Below are 18,156 nucleotides of genomic sequence, written 5' to 3'. Positions count from 1 at the left end.
TCTGGTGCGGGCTTTTGCGTAGCTGCCCTCAGGCGGTTGTGGCCAAACTACCACTTGCGCAGGTATTCGATGCGCTCGCGTAGCTGCTCAGCGTTGCATAGCGCAGTGGGCGGTCCACCGCAGGCCTTGCGGACCTCGGTGTGAATAGCACCGTGGGGGCGGCCAGAGCGCTGGGCAGCGATAGAAACCACCGTGTTGAGCTCCTTGCGCAGCTGGCCTAGCTCATCGACGACTCCGGTATCGCTTGACTCAGCTTCCACAGCCTTTTTCCGCGAGGCCGGGGCATAGTCCATGCCATAGAGCTTGCGACGGTGAGCCTCCTCGGCCTCAGCCGCGCGCCGCGCCTTTTCCTCCGCCTCGCGGCGGTCCATTTCCTCAGATTGCTTCTTGCGCAGCAGGTCCTTGACTTGTTCCGCATCGAGCAATCCGGGAATACCAAGGAAGTCGGCTTCTTCATCCGTGGTCATGTCCCCAGTGTTGAACTGAGAACCGTTATAAAGCAGGCCTGAGAACTCTGCCTCGGCACCAAGCGACTCATAAGACTTCTCCAGCATGTCCGGTTCGGTCTTCTTCTGATTCGCTTGCTCTAGCAGCTCATCGTCCCAGCCCTCCTTGTCCGGCTTTTCCTCACCCAAAACGTGATCGCGGGACTTTTCCATATTTTCGGCCAAGCCCAGCAAGACAGGCACCGAGGGAAGGAAAACGGACGCCGTCTCACCCGGCATGCGCGAGCGCACGAAACGGCCAATGGCTTGGGCGAAAAATAGTGGGGTCGATGTGGACGTCGCATACACGCCCACTGCTAGGCGCGGGACGTCCACTCCCTCGGACACCATGCGCACAGCCACCATCCACTCATCGGTGGACTCAGAAAACTCCTGAATGCGATCAGAGGAGCCGGGATCATCAGACAAAATCACCGACACCGGAGTATTGGACAGCTGTTTGAGGATCTTGGCGTACGCGCGTGCGGTCGTCGTATCCGATGCCAACACGAGGCCACCGGCATCCGGCATATTGCGCCGCATTTGCATGAGCCGGGTATGCGCTGCCTGCAGCACTGCAGGGATCCATTCGCCCTTGGGGTCCAACGCGGTGCGCCACGCACGGGCGGTTTGCTCCGCATTCATAATGTCACCCAAGCGCGCGGCATGTTCCTCGCCAGCCGAATCCCGCCAGCGGGCCTCGCCGGAGTAAGAGAGGAAAACAACGGGGCGCACGACGCCGTCGGCAAGCGCATCGCCATAGCCATAGGTATGGTCCGAGCGAGAGACCTTGTGTCCCTCCCCGTCGTCTACATACTGAACAAAGGGAATGGGCGAGTCATCGGAACGAAACGGCGTACCCGTCAGCGCCAAGCGATGGTTAACGTCATCGTAGGCCTCCTTGACACCATCACCCCAGCTCTTGGCATCACCGGCGTGGTGAATCTCATCCAGGATCACCAAAGTGCGCCGGGCAGAGGCCACCGCGCGGTGCTTGAAGGGGTGCATTCCTACCTGCGCATAGGTCACCACAATGCCATCCATCGAGGGATTGACAGCAGAAGAATTGCTAAACGCAGGATCCAACGCTAAACCTACTCGCGCGGCAGCGCTAGACCACTGGGTCTTGAGGTGTTCGGTAGGCACCACCACGATAACGCGTTCGACCGTGCGGTCTTCCATAAGCTCGGTTGCGATGCGCAGCGCGAAGGTAGTTTTGCCGGCGCCCGGAGTCGCCACCGCCATAAAATCCTGCGGCTTAGTGGCGAGGAATTTATCAAGGGCGGATTGCTGCCAAGCGCGAAGGTTAGTCTTTTTAAAAGTCCTCACTTGCGGCGCAGACCCTTATACACACGCTCACAATCGGGGCATACCGGAGAACCCGGCTTTGCCTGCTTGGTCACCGGGAAGGTCTCGCCGCATAGGGCAACGACATACTTGCCGTTGACCGCGGAATCGAGGATGTGATCCTTTTTGACGTAATGGAAGAACTTCGGCGTGTCATTATCCGTCGTCGAAGTGTCTTCACGAATATCTGGCCGTTCAATTGTCTTCGTAGTCGTAGTCACGCCCTCTATTTTGCCGCATCGGCATCGAACTTTGCGAGTCATGCGTCTACCCTTGGAGAACATGGACACCTCATGCACGCCAGCCACTGCGCCCCTTTCCCCATATCGAGGGATGACTACCGCGCGCGAGGGGAGCCGAGTTTAGGTTGTTTGGCAAAAAAGAGCGCTACCTCATCACAGATGCCAAGCTCACGCCTGGCCAGGACCGTAAGCGCCGCGAAATTCAGTACGGAATCTTCCAGTTCTTGCGCGTTCCTTCCTTGCTCATCGCCGGCTTTTTCCTCTATATGCATTGGTGGCTGCTAGCCGCAATCGTTGTGGGCGTGACTTTTCCCCTCCCGTGGATCGCCGTGGTAATTGGGAACGGCCGAGGAGAAAAGAAGGATAAGCGCGAAAAGAATGTGTACAAGCCAGCCGTAAATCGGCAGCTTTATAGCCAGACACACGCACCACAGGTCTCCAGCGGCACGGCGCGGCCGATTGAGGCTAAACACGACATCATCGACCACGAAGAAGAGTAAAGGAATCCTGCCCACATGACGACTACTTTTGGACCCGATTTCGATGCCGCGGCACTGGCCACGTTGGCCCCTGAACTTGCGGACGTCTTTACCGCCGCAGGCTTTACCACCGATGGCGTGGCCGGGTACCTAGGGCCGGAGGTTACTGAAGCCCTATTCCGCGGCGAGCCGGCACCTGTTTCGCTAGCCGCGCACAGCGAATCTCAGATGGACTTGTTGATCCGCTTTTTCCTCCTGCACGAGCACCTGCCTGCCACGCATTTGGGTGAGGCCGTAGGAGCGCGCCTGGCTACCCAATTGCTGGATGCCAACGTTGCGCTTGCCGACGCCCACGGCATGGCCTACATTGCCCTCGACATCCGCCCCCACACCATCGTGGGCGCTAACCGGCTCATCTTCTCCGACGTCGATGCTTCCCTCGTGGATCACGTACCCGGCCCTGACCATGTGCTGGGAGTAGGCGCGGCAAGTCTCTCTTTGCTGCAGTCCACGCCAGTAAGCCCAGTCGGCAGCGTTCTCGATCTGGGCACCGGCTCGGGTGTCCAATTGCTGGGGCAGATCGAATGCGCAGAAAAAATCACCGCGACCGATGTGCATGAGCGTGCCTTGGATTTGGCTGCGGCCACCATCGCGGCCGCTGGTGAGGGCGACAAAGTGGAATTGCTCCCTGGGTCATGGTTTGAGCCCGTAGCTGGTCGCCGCTTTGACCGTCTAGTAGCTAACCCACCTTTTGTTGTAGGCCTTCCCGAAGTGGGCCACGTCTACCGCGATTCCGGATTAAACCTCGACGGAGCCAGTGAATTGGTTGTCTCTCAAGCCACCGATCACCTGACGCCCGGCGGAACCGCTCACCTTCTGGCTGCGTGGGTACACACCAGTGGCGAAACATGGCAGCAACGCGTTGCTTCCTGGTTGCCGGATAAGGGAATCGCCGCCTGGATCATTCAGCGCGACGTTGCCGATCCCGCACTTTATGTCTCCACCTGGCTCGAAGATGAATCCCTCGATATTCGCTCCCCTGAGGGGCAAGAGCGCTCTCGCGCCTGGCTCGAACATTTCCAGGAACACGAAGTAAACGGCATTGGTTTTGGTTTCGTAGCTATTCAACGCATCGGTGACGATGAGCCTGCAGATATCTTGGCCGAAGAAATGCCGCAGGCCTTCAGCGATCCGCTTGGCCCCGAAGTAGAAGAATACTTTGCCCGTGTGGCGTGGCTGCGCGATCTTGTGCCGGGAGAACTGCAGGGAAAGCACTTCCAAGTAAGGACCGGCTTGGCACGCGAAGATATCGGCACCCCAGATGAAGATTTGGGACAGGGATTCACCCGCGCCGCCTTGCGCCTAACCCGCACAGACGGCCCGCGTTGGAGCCACGAGGTAGATGAACACATTGCCGCAATTGTCGCTGGTCTCAACCCACAGGGTCTGAACCTAGAAGAGACAATTGGGCTGTATGCGGCGGCGCACGGATTCGATGAGGAAGAACTCACCGCCGCTGCCCTCCCCGCAGTCATCGATATGGTCCGCCACGGTCTGCTTATCCCAGCAGATCTCCTCTTGGACACCGGTTCAACGAACCTTAGCTGATACCGCATTTTCAACCCACTGGATAGATAAGGAGAAGTAAGCGGTGCGCGCAGTTTTGACTCGAGTTTCAGAGGCCACAGTAACCGTCGATGGAGAGACCGTCGGGGCCATTGATTGTCCCGATACCGGCGGTCTTCTCGCGCTCGTCGGCGTCTCGCGCGAGGATATGGATGATTGGCAGCCTCGAGCAGAGAAAATGGCGCGCAAAATTGCAGAACTGCGCATTCTTGACGGCGAGGTCTCGGTGATCGATGCCGCAGCTCCAGTACTAGTAGTGAGCCAATTTACTTTGTATGGTCGCACTGCCAAGGGGCGACGCCCTTCATGGGCGGATGCCGCGCCAGGTCCGGAAGCTGAGCCGGTTGTTTCAACGATTATCAACCACCTCAAGGAACGCGGCGTGTCAGTAGAAACAGGCCAATTCGGGGCTAAAATGCGCGTCTCCTCTGTAAATGAAGGCCCTTTCACCGTTTTAGTTGAGACGTAATTTGCGCGCCCTTCTCCCGCCCCAACGATCCTCAAAACGTATTAAGCAGTACTTTCATTAGAGCACTTGTGACTGGTGCCACTCTCGGTGAAATTATATGGAACAAGCCATAAAGAACGGCAGATTGCAAATTTTTCGAGAGTGATAAATGCCCTACCTGTAGTGCAATAATTTATTATCATCCTGCAAGTTTCTGTTCTATACTGAAGGCACAGCGAAGCAAAAGGGCTGGACAAGCAGGATGAGAGAACTTTTCTCAAGGTCCTACTAACGCAAAGTTGAATGAGAATCTTTTTCTCAGTCACGGTTGCAGAAGCCCAAACGCTTCGGCCGACCAACTAGATGTAGGAAAGAAAATGTCCCACTCACTCAAGCGGCGCAATTCAGCCCAGCACCCAGAAAACAGGGCAGAAATGCCCGAAACCCCCAAGACAGCCGCACCGGCTCCTGGCATCGACACCCCCTTCGATGGCCAGAAGGGCGCACCGAAGTGGAATAAGGAAGACACCGTATGGATGCTCTCCCTGTTCGGCACCGCCATCGGCGCCGGCGTCCTCTTCCTCCCCATCAACGCCGGTATCGGCGGTATCATCCCGCTGCTCATCATGACGGTCGTAGCACTGCCTATGACCTACTGGGCTCACCGCGGAATGACCCGCTTGGTACTGTCCAGCTCCAAGCCAGACGGTGACCTCACGGACGTCGTCGAAGAGCACTTTGGCAAGAAGGCCGGTGTTCTCATGAACATCCTGTACTTCCTGTCGGTCTACCCCATCCTGCTGGTTTACTCAGTCACCATCACCAACACGGTCAACTCTTTCCTGGAGCACCAGCTCGGCGTTACCCCGCCGCACCGCTGGCTAACCTCTCTCTTGCTCGTTGGTGGACTCATCTTGATTGTCCGCATGGGCAAGGACGTCGTGGTTCACGTCATGTCCTACCTGGTATACCCGTTCATCGGCATCCTGGTTCTCCTTTCCCTTTACCTCATCCCGAAGTGGAACACCGCACTCTTCGATTCCTTTGACCTAAACGTTGCTCGCGAAGCCTCTGGTCACGGCATGGGCGTTACCCTGATGCTCTTGGTTCCGGTTATGGTCTTCTCCTTCAACCACTCCCCGATGATTTCTTCCTTCGCCGTTGACCGCCGCCAGACCTACGGCAAGTTCGCAGAAGCCAAGTCCCGCAAGACCCTGCTCCGCGCTGAGATCCTCATGGTCGTCGTGGTTATGTTCTTCGTCTTCTCCTGCGCCCTGAGCCTCTCCCCGGCTGATATGGCAGAAGCTAAGGCACAAAACATCACCATCTTGTCCTACCTGGCCAACCACTTCGATACCCCACTTATCCAGTGGATTGCTCCTATCATCGCCATGATTGCAGTTGCTAAGTCCTTCCTTGGCCACTACCTCGGCGCAGCCGAAGGCTTCGAGGGTCTCATCGTCAAGGGCAGCAAGAACGCAAGCAAGGATGACGCACAGTCGGCTCACAAGCTCGACACCATCACCCTCATCTTCATGCTGGTTACCGCTTGGCTCGTCGCTTGGGCTGACCCGTCCATCCTGGGCATGATTGAAACCCTGTGTGGTCCAACGATTGCCATCATGCTCTTCATCATCCCGATGGTCGCTATCCACAAGGTTCCTGCTCTCCAGCGCTACAAGGGCAAGGCTTCCAACTACTTCGTCTTCTTCATGGGCCTCGTCGCCCTAGCAACCATCATCTACTCCATCGTCCACGCCTTCTAAGCACCGCCGTAGACGAGAAATTCGCAGAGGATTCAAGGAAAGAACAATGTTCATCAGCATCTTCGATATGTTCAAGATTGGTATCGGCCCCTCAAGCTCACACACCCTAGGGCCAATGAAGGCCGGCAAGGCTTTCGTAGACGAGCTCAAGGAAAAGGACCTCTTTGACAAGGTCACTCGAGTGCAGGCAAATGTCTACGGTTCCCTCTCCCTCACGGGTATCGGCCACTCCACCGACAAGGCCATCCTCCTCGGCTTGGCCGGTGAAGAGCCAGAGACCGTTGATATCGACGGCATCTCCGAATTCATGAAGAACGTCCGCAGCAGCGAGAAGCTCATGCTGGGCGGCACCCACGAGGTAGAATTCCCCAAGGACGGCGGCTTCTTCTTCCACGACGAATACCTCCCGATGCACGAAAATGGTATGTGTCTTATCGCCTTCGCCGGCGAAGAAAACATCCTGCACAAGACCTACTACTCGGTCGGCGGCGGTTTCATCGTCAAGCAGGAAGACTTTGCAAAGCGGCAGGACGTCAAGGTTGATATCCCCTTCCCATATGCCAGCGCTGCAGAAATGCTCGAACTGTGCGAAAAGAACGATATGACCCTCCCCGAGCTGGGCTTGGCCAACGAATTGGCACTGCGCTCTGAAAATGAGGTCAATGAGCACCTGCGCAAGGTTCGCGATGTCATGTACACCGGCATCAAGCGCGGTTCCTCCACCGATGGTCCGCTGCCTGGTTCCCTGCTCGTTCCGCGTCGCGCGGCTGCCCTTAAGCGTCGTCTTGAGCAGTCCGAACCGCACGATGGTTTGAACATCCTCAGCTGGGTAAACATGTTTGCACTGGCTATCTCCGAAGAGAATGCAGCCTGCGGCCGCGTTGTTACCGCTCCTACGAACGGCGCCTGTGGTGTCGTCCCCGCAGTCCTGGCTTACTACGACAAGTTTGTCGAGCCAGTTACCACGGAGATGTTCGCTGACTACATCTTCGCCTGCAACCAGATTGCTTCCCTGTACAAGATGAACGCTTCCATCTCTGGCGCTGAGGTCGGCTGCCAAGGTGAAGTTGGTGTGGCGTGCTCCATGGCTGCCGGCGGACTCGCCCAGCTCATGGGCGCTACCCCAGAGCAGGTATGCATCGCAGCTGAGATTGGCATGGAACACAAGCTTGGCTTGACCTGTGACCCAGTCCTCGGACAGGTTCAGGTACCCTGCATTGAGCGTAACGCCGTTGCTGCGGTCGACTCCATCACCAGTGCTCGCATGGCGCTAGAGCGTGAGAGCAAGCCGTGTGTTTCTTTGGACGAAGTCATCTGGACCATGTACAAGACTGGTAAGGATATGAATGCCAAGTACAGGGAGACCTCACAAGGTGGTCTGGCCCTAGCAGTTCACCCACCAGTCCCGGTGTGTGGATAAAGAACACCCTGTAATGAAGCGATGAGCCGGGTGAGCACAGCGCTAAGCCGCTAGTGTTCACCCGGCTTTCTTCGGACTATTCCCTTTCTTCCACCGAGTCGCTTCCATGTGGTACCTTCGCTATAACCTGACAGGAATTAAAGGACATGCTTCAGCTAATGAATTTTCCTAGCGGCAGTGCCTCCGAAGAAAACTTCCTCGAGCAGTATATTCCCCTCGTCGAATTCCTCGGTAAGGCAATGGGCCCCAACACCGAAATCGTCCTCCACGATCTCGACGTTCCCGATAAATCCATCATGGCCATCGCCAATGGGCACATCTCCGGCCGGCAACTTGGCGGCCCGGTGACCGACTTCGCTCTATGGTTTATGAAACAGGGCGATGCCGCAGCAATCCCCATGATGACCGGCTACCGCGCCGTCAATGCGGAAGGCAAGATTTGCCGCTCGTCTAGCTACTTCATCCGAGACGACTCCGGGCATATGCGCGGCATGCTGTGCATCAATGTTGATGTATCCGAATTAGTACACATTCGCGATGCGGCCGCAGCACTCATCGGCAAGGCCGATGATCCCGCATTCGATAAGTCAAAGGCTTTCGGCGGCTACCCAGGTGAAACTGAGCTACCCAACCGCCCCGTTGCAGTACCATACCCAGTTCCAGATAAGGAACCGGTAGAGGAAGAAGCGGACAAGGAAGGAGTCAGCGAGTCTTTGCGTTCCAACGTGGAACACCTTCTGGACTCAATGTTGGACTCCGCCATTTCTAACCAAAACACCCCTGCCCCTCGCATGCAGCGCGAGGAGCGCCTCGAGGTGGTCTCAGATTTGGAGGATGCGGGATTCTTCCTTCTTAAGGGAGGAATTGCCGCAGCGGCAGAGCGGCTAGGTGTTTCCGAACCCACCATTTACCGCTATCTCGTACAGGTACGCGGATAGTACTCCTACGTACCTGCCCCATCGCAGAGCGCGGCGTTCTCCGTGGCACATCTCCCCCGAAAAGGTGGAGTCGTACCACGGGGAACGCCGCGTTTTATCAATTCTTTCCACATTGGGAACTAAATCTCTAAAGACTCCGTTGTACTTTGTGAAACCGGCGACAAATTCAGGAGGCTTCACTATGACGAAGACATCTGCCACCACCGCCAAGGGCGCTTCAGCTGCCACTACTAATGAAGAACAGGAAGTAGATCGCGGATCTCGCCGCAACCAAACCAACGACAACCCCTCTGCCGACCTCGTTCGTGTTTATCTCAACGGCATTGGCAAGACCGCACTGCTCAGCGCGGAAGATGAGGTAGAACTCGCTCAGGCCATCGAAGTTGGACTGTACGCGGAGTACAAGCTCAATAACGCTGAAAAGCTCACCCGTGCAGAAAAGCGTGACCTTAAAATCCTCGCCCGCGAAGGCAAAAAGGCACGCTCCCACCTGCTTGAAGCCAACCTGCGCCTCGTGGTCTCGCTGGCAAAGCGCTACACCGGCCGCGGTATGCCATTGCTGGATCTCATCCAGGAGGGAAACCTCGGCCTCATCCGCGCGATGGAAAAGTTCGATTACGCCAAGGGCTTTAAATTCTCCACCTATGCCACGTGGTGGATCCGCCAGGCAATTACCCGCGGCATGGCTGACCAGTCTCGCACCATTCGCCTCCCAGTCCACTTGGTAGAACAGGTCAACAAGCTGTCCCGCATTAAGCGCGAGATGTATCAATCCCTGGGCCGTGAAGCTACCAATGAAGAGCTTTCGGAGGAATCAGGCATTGACGAAAACAAGATTGAGATGCTGCTGCGCCAGTCGCGCGACCCAGTCTCTCTCGATATGCCGGTAGGTACCGATGAAGAAGCTCCTTTGGGTGACTTCATTGAAGACGCCGAAGCTACCGATGCAGAAACCGCGGTCGTAGCCTCCATGCGCCATTCCGATATTCGCGGAGTGATTGACACCTTGGAAAAGCGCGAGCAGGACGTAATTCGTCTGCGCTACGGCCTCGATGATGGTGTTCCGCGCACCTTGGATCAGATTGGTCGCCGCTTCGGTCTTTCGCGCGAACGTGTACGCCAAATTGAGCGCGAAGTTATGGCAAAGCTGCGCGATGGCAACCGCGCCGATCGCCTGCGCGAGTACGCTCTTTAATCTGGGCTGGCAGCGCTCCGCGCCCAGTCCCCCTCCCCGAGTCCATTCGGCACAATACTGCCACGGGCTCGGGGTTTGGCGTTAGAAAGGCAGCGGCTTAGTTCGACGCGGCGAGCAAGGGCTTAGGTAGGCTAATCTGGACTGCAGAGTCTAGAAAGCGCTTTCCCGTCCTTGGTCGGGAGATTAGCCGCGAAACTGTATTCACACAGAAAGGTATGCCCACGTGAGGGACCTAGTTGATACAACGGAGATGTATCTACGCACCATCTACGAGCTAGAGGAAGAAGGTATTACTCCCCTTCGCGCCCGCATCGCGGAGCGTTTGGAGCAGTCTGGGCCTACGGTTTCTCAAACTGTAGCTCGCATGGAACGCGACGGCCTTTTGCACGTGCGTACCGACCGCAGTTTGGATCTCACGGACAAGGGCCGCGACCTGGCTACCGCAGTCATGCGCAAGCACCGTTTGGCAGAGCGTTTGCTTACCGACGTCCTCGGGCTCGACATCGCAAAAGTTCACGACGAGGCCTGCCGTTGGGAGCATGTGATGAGCGAAGAAGTAGAAAAACGCATGGTCGCGGTTCTCGATGATCCAACCCGGTCACCATTCGGCAACCCTATCCCGGCGCTGTCTGCACTCGGCTTCGATGCTCCGCAGCCGGACCAGGGCACCCGCGCAGTCGATCTCCCCAATGGTGAGGAGGTCTCCGCCACCGTCATCCAGGTCAATGAGATTTTGCAGGTTGATGATGGCACCTTCCAGGAACTCACCGCTGCCGGAATCCGCGTGGGAGCAAAGGTATCGGTAGTCAATAACAGCGGCACGATTACGTTGTCGACACCGGATGGCGGCAGCGTCGTGCTTTCCGACGACTTGGCGCACGCAGTGCGCGTGGAGGTATAACCATGAAACTTCTTGTCACCGGTGGCGCCGGCTATGTCGGCAGCGTGTGCGCCGCTGTATTGGTCGAACAAGGCCATGATGTAACCATCATTGACAATTTCTCCACCGGAAACCGCGAAGCCGTTCCAGAAACAGCCCGCGTCGTCGAGGGCGACGTGGCGGATAAGGCCGCCGAGGTCCTGGGAGAAGGTGGTTTCGAGGGTGTCATCCACTTCGCGGCGCGCTCGTTGGTGGGCGAATCCGTGGAAAAGCCCGATGAGTATTGGCAGCACAATGTCGTTACTACCCTGACGCTGCTCAATGCCATGCGGGATAACGAGGTCAAAAATCTCGTCTTCTCCTCCACCGCTGCAACCTACGGTGAGCCGGACCAAGTGCCGATTACAGAGGATATGCCAACCCAGCCCACCAATCCCTATGGTGCAACCAAGCTTGCCATCGACTACATGATCACCTCTTTCGCCCACGCCTATGGATTGGGGGCGACCTCCCTGCGCTACTTCAATGTGGCTGGAGCCTACGGAAACATCGGTGAGAACCGCGAGGTAGAAACCCACCTCATCCCCATCGTGTTGCAGGTGGCCTTGGGCCACCGCGATAAGATCTTCATGTTCGGTGATGACTGGGATACCGCAGACGGCACCCCAGTGCGTGACTATATCCATATCCGTGATCTGGCCGATGCCCATGTGCTTGCTCTCGAATCCAATGAATCTGGTAGTCACCGCATTTACAACCTGGGTTCTGGTGATGGCTACTCCGTCAAGCAGGTCATTGAGATGTGCCGCAAGGTCACCGGCCACGACATTCCTGCTGAGGTGGCTCCGCGCCGCGCAGGCGACCCCGCCACCCTCATCGCTTCCTCAGAGAAGATCAAGCGGGAGCTCGGATGGAACCCCACCCGCACGGATCTGGAAACGATCGTTACCGATGCATGGAATTTCACCCGCCAACTAGGTGATAAGGCACATTCAGCGAAGCGGGCCTAGCCTCCAAAGCTACTTTGCGGGGCATCAGCGCCAAGCCCCGCCGCTTCGCGGGCTAACTCACAGCCATGGCAGAGGCTCGTGACCAACCGCCTTCCCATGCCGCTGCGATACCCCTGCGCTATGAGGCGCCCCAAATTATGATGGGGCGCCTCTTCTACTAGTACAGAAAGCGCCGGACCCGCATAAATTCCGAATTCATGGGATACCTGGCTAGCTGCGTATAAGGCTAGGGCGTTATAGCGGATGGACCCCTGGAATGTACGTGCCACCGCTAGGAGGAGGTCCCCTGCTTCCCGCGGCGCAGACACCAGCTCTGTGATGACCAGGTCACGGGTCCACGTGGTAGACATCCACATGGCTGCTGCACACAGCAATTCCTCATTTTCCAAAGTCTCCTCCAGCGATTCCACCTCACTGAGCACGAAGCGGACATCAGCGATAAGGCGCTTGACCACCTGCACTGGATCTGAAGTTTGGTAACCGCGCCCGGCGCGCAGTTGGCGGGCGATTTCTCTGCAGCATCGCTCCATTGCGCTAATTTCTTCTTTCCCAAAGTATGGGTTGTGGTCCTTAAAACGCTGAACCAAATCATTGCGGCTGAGTTCAGGAAGCATGCCATTATTCACGCACGCACGCATGGAGTGGCTCGTCGATATGGCGGGAATGGTTCCTTCCATCCAATTCTGCAGCGGGCCCTCGCCGTCCTCGGACGCGTGGCCAAAAATGAGGTCGTAGGCGGTATCAGTAGATAGCTCTTCGGCCAGCCAACAGGCGTCAATGCCCACACCAGAGCGATCCTGAAAGCGGTAGAGGGAGTGCATGATATCCCATAGATCTTCTTCTTGGCGTTGAGAGAGAACGAAACCAAAGATGCTTTCGGGATTGCCGCAGTGAAATGCATCCATCACTTCTTGCAAGGCGGCAGGGACATCGTTCAGATTGAGGCGGGCTACCGGCCCCATACTGTATCCGCGTGGGCTGGGCTGGATGGAGATGAGGATGACTGATTCGGAAGGGAAGAATCCGAGAATTCCTGGGATATTGGCGAGGATATCGCCGGGCGTACGAATGGGCTGAGTTGGTGTTGAGATGTTCATGGCCCCAGCTTCAGCCACGCGCGCAACCATGTATAGGACAAGCATCGAGAAGTGGTAAGAATCTGGGGATAGGCGGGGTGAGGGGGCGTCGGCAGGCGGCTTGTCCACACCCCGCCCGGGATTGCGCTGGCAATGTGCGGCGATTTGGGGCACAATCAGTTATTTAACCTCCCAGTGCGCGCGGGAATACTGAGCCCGCCTGCGGCGTTGGGGTAGGTAAGAAAGCAAGGAGGTAACACAACATGCACGAAGAAGATCGCCGCATGTATGAGCTGGAGTATCCAGCCCCGGTGATTAGGGATGATTCCGGTGACGGACAAGGCCCCACCATGATTGTTGCCATGCACGGCTATGCAGACGCCGGCCAGGCCATCGAGGCTAGTGCGGACCATTTGAAGGCAGCTTTGGAAGGCCGCCAACTGGCCTCGTTTAACTCTGATGAGCTGATTGATTACCGCTCGCGCCGGCCAGCCGTCACCATCGATAAGGATCGGGCGCTAGAAATTGAATCGATGGATCTGGGTATCAAGGTCCTGCGCGATAATTCCGGCAAAACCTTCCTACTGCTGTCTGGCCCAGAGCCCGACATGCGCTGGGAGGCTTTTACCACTGCTGTGGTCAAGCTGGTGGAAAAGTTCAATATCAATGACACCATCATGCTCTATGCAGCACCTATGCCGGTTCCGCACACCCGCCCCACGGTGGTCACGGCGCATGGCACTTCCTCCCGTCTGACTGAGCATATGTTGTCGATGGATTCCACCATGATGGTCCCAGGCTCTGCTGCACTGTATCTGGAAAAAGCACTGGCGGATAAGCAGCGCACCGTAGCCGGATATACCGTCCACGTGCCGCATTATCTTGCGGCTTCGCCCTACCCGCAAGCCACGTTCCAGTTATTGGATTCGGTAGCTCGGGCCGCGCACCTCAATATTCCTTTGGGCAGCATCGAGGCTGATATTTCCCGCGTAGAAAACCAACTGGAAGAACAAGTTGGTGGCTCGGATGAGATAGAAAGCGTGGTTCAGCAACTCGAGCAGCAGTATGACGCCTATATGGAGCGCTACCGCAAGGAACACCCGCAGGCTATCATGCCCGGCGAGGAAGCTGTGCCTACCGGCGAGGAAATCAGCGAGGAGTTCCAAGCCTTCTTGGCTTCTTTGGATAAGGAAGAAAGCCAGCAGATCATTAACTCTGACATAGATGACCGCGAAGATTCCGCCGATGGCGAGGGCTCTCAAGCCGATAACGGCAAGGATGATCCAGATTCCGCTCAGGGCGATGGCGACTTAGGTGACGATATCTAACTAACCCACCCTCATCACCGCTAAGGTGGTGGGGGTGAACTTATCTCAGCTGCTGCCAGATTTATCGGAAGTGCCCGAGTCCCTCGTAGATGAGGCAATCTGGGATACCTTTACCTCGTGGACCACCGGCCGGGGCATTAATTTGTATCCAGCGCAGGAGGAGGCCTCGCTGGGGATCTTGGCCGGCGATAATGTCATCCTCGCTACCCCAACTGGCTCCGGAAAGTCCATGGTGGCCAATGCCGCACACTTTATCGCCTTGGCCCGTGGCCAGCGCAGTTTTTATACGGCGCCCATCAAGGCTCTAGTAAGTGAGAAGTTCTTTGCTCTCTGCGATATCTTTGGCGCGGAAAATGTGGGCATGATGACTGGTGACGCCACCGTCAACGGCAATGCCCCCATCATCGCCGCTACGGCTGAGATTGTGGCTAATATTGCGCTTCGCGATGGCGCCGAGGCCAATATCGACCAGGTGGTGATGGACGAGTTCCACTACTACTCCGAACCGGACCGCGGCTGGGCCTGGCAGGTGCCGCTGCTGGAATTGTCCAACGCGCAGTTCTTGCTTATGTCCGCCACCCTGGGCGATACCACATGGTTGGAAGAAGACCTTAGCCGTCGTACCGGCCGCGCTACCGACCTGGTTGCTGGTACTACGCGCCCCGTGCCGCTAGATTTTTCCTATGTCTTTAGCGCGGTGCACGAGACCATCGAGGAGCTCTTGGCCGATAAGAAGGCACCCATCTACGTGGTGCACTTCTCGCAGCGTGAAGCGGCCGAGCGCGCCCAGGCGCTCACCTCGCTTTCGGGGATAATCACCAAAGAAGAAAAAGAGGCCATTGCCCAGGAAATCGGCGGCTTCCGTTTCACCACTGCCTTTGGCAAGGATCTATCTAAGTTGCTGCGCAAGGGTATTGGCATCCACCACGCGGGTATGCTGCCCAAGTACCGCCGCCTAGTAGAGCGTTTGGCACAAAAGGGCCTGCTCAAGGTTATCTGCGGCACCGATACCTTGGGCGTGGGCATTAACGTGCCTATCCGTACCGTACTCATGACGGGGCTGGCTAAGTTCGATGGACAGCGCCAGCGCATTTTGAAATCGCGCGAATTTCACCAGATTGCTGGGCGTGCCGGCCGCGCCGGCTATGACACCGAGGGCACCGTGGTGGTTGAGGCCCCCGAGCATGAAATCGAAAACGCTAAGGAACGCCGCCGCATCGGTGATGACCCCAAACGCTTGAAGAAGCTAAAGAAAAAGTCCGCTCGAGAGGGCGAGGTTTCGTGGTCCGAAAAGACCTTTGCGCGCCTTACTGAGGCTGAGCCTGAGCAGCTGACGTCTCAATTCCGCGTCTCTAACTCGATGCTGCTTAATGTATTGGCACGACATGGCAACGGCTATGAACACATGCGCCATCTGCTGCGGGACAACCACGATAATCGCAGCAAGCAGAATAAGGACATTCTCACAGCCCTCGACCTTTTCCGCGGGCTGGTGGATTCTGGCGTAGTGCAAAAATCCACCAAGGGCTTGGATATCTACGGCCGACCCTATCATTTGGTGCGAGAACTCCCCCGCGATTTCGCGCTTAACCAACCGCTGGGACCATTCGCCCTAGCCGCGCTCTCGCTGCTGGATCCGGAGGCGGACACTTATAACTTGGACGTTATTTCCGTATTCGAGTCCATCCTGGATGACCCGCGCCAGGTGCTCATCGCCCAGCAGAAACAGCACCGTGGCGAAGAGATCGCCGCGCTGAAGGCGGACGGGGTGGACTACACCGACCGCATGAATATCGTGGAGGATATCACCTGGCCGAAGCCGCTCGAGGAGCTTTTGGAGCAGGCCTACGATACTTTTGCGGAGACTAATGCCTGGGTCAAGGAATTTGAGTTGCGCCCCAAGTCCGTAGTCCGGGACATGCTCGAAACTGCAATGAACTTCTCGGACTTGGTGGCCACCTACGGCTTAGCCCGCTCCGAGGGCGTGATTTTGCGTTACTTGACCGATGCCTGGCGTACCCTCAAACAATCCATCCCCGATGAGTACAACACCCCGGAGCTCGAGGACATCGTCATCTGGCTGGGTGAGCTTATCCGCCAGGTGGATTCCTCGCTTGTCGACGAATGGGCGCAGATGGCCGGCGAAGACTCCCCCATCGACCAAGACACAGTGGATCGCGAGCTTGCCTTCGGCGTGGAGGACCCCACTGCTCTTACGGCCAATCGCCGCGCCTTTACCATTATGGTGCGCAATTACATGTTCCGTTTGGTGCAGCTTTTCGCGCTAGAAAAAGAAGACCGCCTGGCGGAGCTGCTTGATTATCTGGACGAGGTACCGGACTTCGGCGCTATCCTAGATGATTACTTCGATGAGTATGATGACATCGATTCCGGCCCCGAGGCCCGCGGCCCGGAGTTTTTCCGCCTAGGCGATACTGACTCGCGTGCGTGGTCCGTGCGCCAGATCATCAAGGACCCAGACGGCGACCACGCCTACCAGTTCGTCGCTACGGTAGATCTCGATGCCTCCGATGAGGCTGGCGAAGTCCGACTGTCGGACCTGCGCGTGGAGTACTAGCCAGCCAAAACGACAAAGCCGCCCTGGCTGCCTCGCCCCGAAGTAAGGGGACGTCGGCAAGCGCGAGGGCGGCTAAAGGCCGGCTATTTTAGCGTGCGGCCTCAATCTGGACAGCCTGTGCCACAGCCTGAACTACGGCAGCGACCTTGACGGCCTCCCAGACCTGTTCCTTGCTCAGTCCAGCCTCGTTGAGTTCCTGAGCGTGGGCGCCGAGGCAGTGCTCGCAACCATTGATGGCAGAAACTGCGGTATTCCACAGCTCGAAATTAGCCTTGTCTACGCCCGGCTTGGAGATGATGTTCATGCGCAGGCCAAACTTTACCTGTGCGTAGTCATCGCCCAACCAGCCCTTGGCGCGGTAAGCAACGTTATTCATCGCCATGACGGTGGCTGCGCCGTAGGCTGCCTCGATAGCCTCCTCGGAGAGGTGCTCTTTTGCTTCCTCAGCGATTTCTGCCAGCACGGTGTCATTGCGGGTTGCTGCGGCCGATGCCAGCAGGCAGCCCCACAGCTGCTCTTCGTCCAAGTCCTTGGAACGGGTCAGCGCACCGAGGTTGAGCTTCTGGTCCTTGGCGTACTCCGGCAGGGAAGACTTCAGATTATCAATAGACATAGCTTTTCTCCTTTGGGATTTTGATAGGAATTTGCTGTGCTGGATTTAAAAGGAAACCCCGCCACGAAAGCGGGGTAAACCTGCATCTCAGTGAGATTTAGAGCGCGGACTGAACGACGTCCATCTTGTTGATATTCTTGGTTGGGTCGTTCTTCTCCCAGTTGCAAGCGCAGACCTCTTCGGACTGCAGAGCGTCAAGCACGCGCAGAACCTCGTCTACATTGCGGCCGACAGCATCCGGGGTAACGGAGACGAACTGGATAACACCATCCGGGTCGATGATGAAGGTAGCGCGGTCAGCAACACCATCAGCGTTTTCTACGCCCAGTGCGCGGATGAGGTCGTGGCGCACGTCAGAGAACATCGGGAAAGGAACTTCCTTCAGCTCCGGGTGGGTTGCGCGCCAGTTGAAGTGAGCGAACTCGTTATCGGTGGAGCCGCCGAGGATCTGGGTATCGCGGTCCTGGAACTCCTCGTCCAGCTTGCCAAAGGCAGCGATCTCGGTCGGGCAGACGAAGGTGAAGTCCTTCGGGTAGAAGAAGACGACCTTCCACTTGCCCTCGTACTTGTCCAGGGATACCTGCTCGAAGTAGTCCTCCGGCTGGTTAGCGTTGACGTCGTGCAGATCGCCACCGGTCAGGGCAGTGAGGTTGAACTCTGGGAACTTCTCGCCGACGGTCAAAATAGGCATAGTCTTCAACTCCTTTAGCAAAGGCTTTTCCTCT

Annotated in this window: 16 protein-coding genes; 11 read left to right on the top strand and 5 right to left on the bottom strand. The window is 57.0% G+C overall.

Going from position 1 to position 18,156, the window contains the following annotated elements; translation table 11 throughout:
- Nucleotides 1-47 precede the first annotated feature (47 nt).
- Nucleotides 48-1,814, bottom strand: a complete 1,767-nt coding sequence (locus WMP97_RS01715) for a DEAD/DEAH box helicase (RefSeq protein ID WP_340439661.1) — start codon at nt 1,812-1,814, stop codon at nt 48-50.
- Nucleotides 1,811-2,095: a DUF3039 domain-containing protein gene (locus WMP97_RS01710; RefSeq protein WP_049361236.1), complete on the bottom strand. Its 285-nt coding sequence runs from the start codon at nt 2,093-2,095 to the stop codon at nt 1,811-1,813. The genes WMP97_RS01715 and WMP97_RS01710 overlap by 4 nt, the downstream gene beginning before the upstream one ends.
- Before the next feature lie 104 nt (nt 2,096-2,199).
- Between WMP97_RS01710 and WMP97_RS01705 the strand changes: the two genes are divergently transcribed.
- From WMP97_RS01705 to galE, 9 genes are all read left to right on the top strand, one after another.
- Nucleotides 2,200-2,574, top strand: a complete 375-nt coding sequence (locus WMP97_RS01705) for a DUF3099 domain-containing protein (protein ID WP_301731996.1) — start codon at nt 2,200-2,202, stop codon at nt 2,572-2,574.
- 15 nt (nt 2,575-2,589) lie between these two features.
- Entirely contained in the window at nt 2,590-4,161 is a 1,572-nt protein-coding gene (locus WMP97_RS01700) for a DUF7782 domain-containing protein (protein WP_301731995.1), read from the top strand.
- A gap of 43 nt (nt 4,162-4,204) precedes the next feature.
- Nucleotides 4,205-4,648, top strand: coding sequence for a D-aminoacyl-tRNA deacylase (gene dtd, locus WMP97_RS01695; protein ID WP_239204147.1), 444 nt, complete (start codon nt 4,205-4,207; stop codon nt 4,646-4,648).
- A 356-nt stretch (nt 4,649-5,004) separates the two neighbouring features.
- Complete coding sequence (locus tag WMP97_RS01690; RefSeq protein WP_200288970.1) at nt 5,005-6,393, top strand: HAAAP family serine/threonine permease; 1,389 nt, start codon at nt 5,005-5,007, stop codon at nt 6,391-6,393.
- 46 nt (nt 6,394-6,439) lie between these two features.
- The gene (locus tag WMP97_RS01685) at nt 6,440-7,813 is read left to right on the top strand and encodes an L-serine ammonia-lyase (RefSeq protein ID WP_023021394.1); all 1,374 of its coding nucleotides are present in this window, start codon (nt 6,440-6,442) and stop codon (nt 7,811-7,813) included.
- 146 nt (nt 7,814-7,959) lie between these two features.
- Nucleotides 7,960-8,751: a helix-turn-helix transcriptional regulator gene (locus WMP97_RS01680; protein WP_308767096.1), complete on the top strand. Its 792-nt coding sequence runs from the start codon at nt 7,960-7,962 to the stop codon at nt 8,749-8,751.
- 181 nt (nt 8,752-8,932) lie between these two features.
- Nucleotides 8,933-9,946, top strand: a complete 1,014-nt coding sequence (locus tag WMP97_RS01675) for a sigma-70 family RNA polymerase sigma factor (protein WP_023021392.1) — start codon at nt 8,933-8,935, stop codon at nt 9,944-9,946.
- A gap of 223 nt (nt 9,947-10,169) precedes the next feature.
- Nucleotides 10,170-10,847, top strand: coding sequence for a metal-dependent transcriptional regulator (locus WMP97_RS01670; RefSeq protein WP_023021391.1), 678 nt, complete (start codon nt 10,170-10,172; stop codon nt 10,845-10,847).
- Nucleotides 10,848-10,849: 2 nt separating this feature from the next.
- Nucleotides 10,850-11,836 carry a UDP-glucose 4-epimerase GalE gene (galE, locus tag WMP97_RS01665; protein WP_023021390.1) on the top strand — a complete coding sequence of 329 codons (987 nt, stop codon included), beginning with the start codon at nt 10,850-10,852 and terminating at the stop codon, nt 11,834-11,836.
- Here the strand turns inward: galE and WMP97_RS01660 are convergent.
- Nucleotides 11,833-12,933, bottom strand: coding sequence for a DUF4192 domain-containing protein (locus WMP97_RS01660; RefSeq protein WP_340439660.1), 1,101 nt, complete (start codon nt 12,931-12,933; stop codon nt 11,833-11,835). The two genes, galE and WMP97_RS01660, sit on opposite strands and share 4 nt — an antisense overlap.
- A gap of 242 nt (nt 12,934-13,175) precedes the next feature.
- Between WMP97_RS01660 and WMP97_RS01655 the strand changes: the two genes are divergently transcribed.
- Nucleotides 13,176-14,240 (top strand): proteasome assembly chaperone family protein, encoded by a 1,065-nt coding sequence (locus WMP97_RS01655; protein WP_301715692.1) that lies wholly within the window; start codon nt 13,176-13,178, stop codon nt 14,238-14,240.
- Nucleotides 14,241-14,274: 34 nt separating this feature from the next.
- Nucleotides 14,275-16,818 (top strand): DEAD/DEAH box helicase, encoded by a 2,544-nt coding sequence (locus WMP97_RS01650; protein ID WP_340439659.1) that lies wholly within the window; start codon nt 14,275-14,277, stop codon nt 16,816-16,818.
- Nucleotides 16,819-16,906: 88 nt separating this feature from the next.
- Here the strand turns inward: WMP97_RS01650 and WMP97_RS01645 are convergent, their stop codons facing one another.
- Nucleotides 16,907-17,431, bottom strand: coding sequence for a carboxymuconolactone decarboxylase family protein (locus tag WMP97_RS01645; protein ID WP_239204155.1), 525 nt, complete (start codon nt 17,429-17,431; stop codon nt 16,907-16,909).
- 97 nt (nt 17,432-17,528) lie between these two features.
- Complete coding sequence (locus WMP97_RS01640; RefSeq protein WP_023021385.1) at nt 17,529-18,122, bottom strand: peroxiredoxin; 594 nt, start codon at nt 18,120-18,122, stop codon at nt 17,529-17,531.
- Between the last annotated feature and the right edge of the window lie 34 nt (nt 18,123-18,156).

Origin of the sequence: Corynebacterium sp. KPL4072 (genome assembly GCF_037908395.1) — a bacterium.
Lineage (GTDB): Bacteria > Actinomycetota > Actinomycetes > Mycobacteriales > Mycobacteriaceae > Corynebacterium > Corynebacterium kefirresidentii.
This window is presented reverse-complemented; position numbering and strand designations above follow the sequence as displayed.

Coding starts and splice junctions, on each gene's coding strand:
- WMP97_RS01645 (WP_239204155.1), bottom strand. CDS start 17,431: ATGTCTATTGATAATCTGAAGTCTTCCCTGCCGGAGTACGCCAAGGAC.
- galE (WP_023021390.1), top strand. CDS start 10,850: ATGAAACTTCTTGTCACCGGTGGCGCCGGCTATGTCGGCAGCGTGTGC.
- WMP97_RS01685 (WP_023021394.1), top strand. CDS start 6,440: ATGTTCATCAGCATCTTCGATATGTTCAAGATTGGTATCGGCCCCTCA.
- WMP97_RS01640 (WP_023021385.1), bottom strand. CDS start 18,122: ATGCCTATTTTGACCGTCGGCGAGAAGTTCCCAGAGTTCAACCTCACT.
- WMP97_RS01690 (WP_200288970.1), top strand. CDS start 5,005: ATGTCCCACTCACTCAAGCGGCGCAATTCAGCCCAGCACCCAGAAAAC.
- WMP97_RS01680 (WP_308767096.1), top strand. CDS start 7,960: ATGCTTCAGCTAATGAATTTTCCTAGCGGCAGTGCCTCCGAAGAAAAC.
- WMP97_RS01675 (WP_023021392.1), top strand. CDS start 8,933: ATGACGAAGACATCTGCCACCACCGCCAAGGGCGCTTCAGCTGCCACT.
- WMP97_RS01660 (WP_340439660.1), bottom strand. CDS start 12,933: ATGAACATCTCAACACCAACTCAGCCCATTCGTACGCCCGGCGATATC.
- WMP97_RS01655 (WP_301715692.1), top strand. CDS start 13,176: ATGCACGAAGAAGATCGCCGCATGTATGAGCTGGAGTATCCAGCCCCG.
- WMP97_RS01710 (WP_049361236.1), bottom strand. CDS start 2,095: ATGACTCGCAAAGTTCGATGCCGATGCGGCAAAATAGAGGGCGTGACT.
- WMP97_RS01700 (WP_301731995.1), top strand. CDS start 2,590: ATGACGACTACTTTTGGACCCGATTTCGATGCCGCGGCACTGGCCACG.